We start from the raw sequence: 1,112 nt of genomic DNA on the forward strand, positions 1-1,112 counted from the left end.
TGTTGCGGGTCATGACGTTGTAGACACCACCAGGGGCTGACGAAGGCGGACGGGCCTTCCGACGGCAGGATGGGAAGTACCACCAACTCATCCGCCGAACGAAAGAACCCGTCCGTGCTCCACCGTAACGCCCCGCTGTCCGTCGAAGGTCGCCGCCGTCTCGTCGAGCGGTGCCAGACTCGTCCGCTGTCCCATGTCGCCGCCGAGATGGGGATCTCCCGGGCCTGCGCCAGCAAATGGATGGCCCGCTACCGCGAACACGGTGAACTCGGCCTGCTCGACCGCCCCAGCGTCCCGCACCACCAGCCCACCGCGACCCCGGCCGAGACCGTGGCGCGGATCGAGACCCTGCGACGGAAGCACAAGTGGTCCGCGGCTCGTATCGCACACGAGCTCGCCGCCGACGGCATCAGCATCTCGGTACGCACCGTCAGCCGGCACCTCGCTCACCTCGGCTTGAACCGGCGCAGGTTCCTCGATCCGAACGGCGAGAACAACCGCCAGCCACGCCGGATCATCGCCCGCTGGCCCGGCCACATGGTGCACGTCGACATCAAAAAAGTCGGCCGAATCCCCGACGGCGGTGGCTGGCGGGTCCACGGCAAGGGCTCGGATCAGGCCAAGAAAGTCGAGCGCGCCAAGACCGCCGGTGCCCGCGCCGGCTACGTCTACCTGCACTCGGCGGTCGACGGGTTCTCCCGCCTCGCCTACACCGAGGCCCTGGCCGACGAGAAAGCCGCCACGGCAATCGGGTTCATGCACCGGGCGAGAGTGTTCTTCGCCGCCCACGGCATCGTGCACATCCACCGGGTGGTCACCGACAACGGGTCCTGCTACCGGGCGAAGGACTTCGCGAAAGTGCTCCACGGTGGCCGGCATCAACGGATCACCCCGTACACCCCTCGTCACAACGGGAAGGTCGAGCGCTACAACCGGATTCTGGCCGAGGAGTTCCTCTACGCCCGCGTCTGGGTCAGCGAACGGCAACGCGCCCAGGCGCTACAGGTGTGGAATGTGCACTACAACTATCATCGTCCGCATACTGCCGTCGGTAATCGGCCGCCCGCGAGCAAACTCCGGACCGGTGTCACCAACGTCATGGCCTCATACAG

1 protein-coding gene is annotated in these 1,112 nt (G+C 66.7%); it reads left to right on the forward strand.

The genetic code is table 11. From position 1 onward, the window contains the following. Positions 1-114: 114 nt before the first annotated feature. On the forward strand, positions 115-1,112 hold a 998-nt coding region (locus PV766_RS24060), incomplete at its 3' end, for an IS481-like element ISRae1 family transposase (RefSeq protein ID WP_421098127.1).

Source organism: Rhodococcus sp. As11 (assembly GCF_048957735.1).
Lineage (GTDB): Bacteria > Actinomycetota > Actinomycetes > Mycobacteriales > Mycobacteriaceae > Rhodococcus > Rhodococcus gordoniae.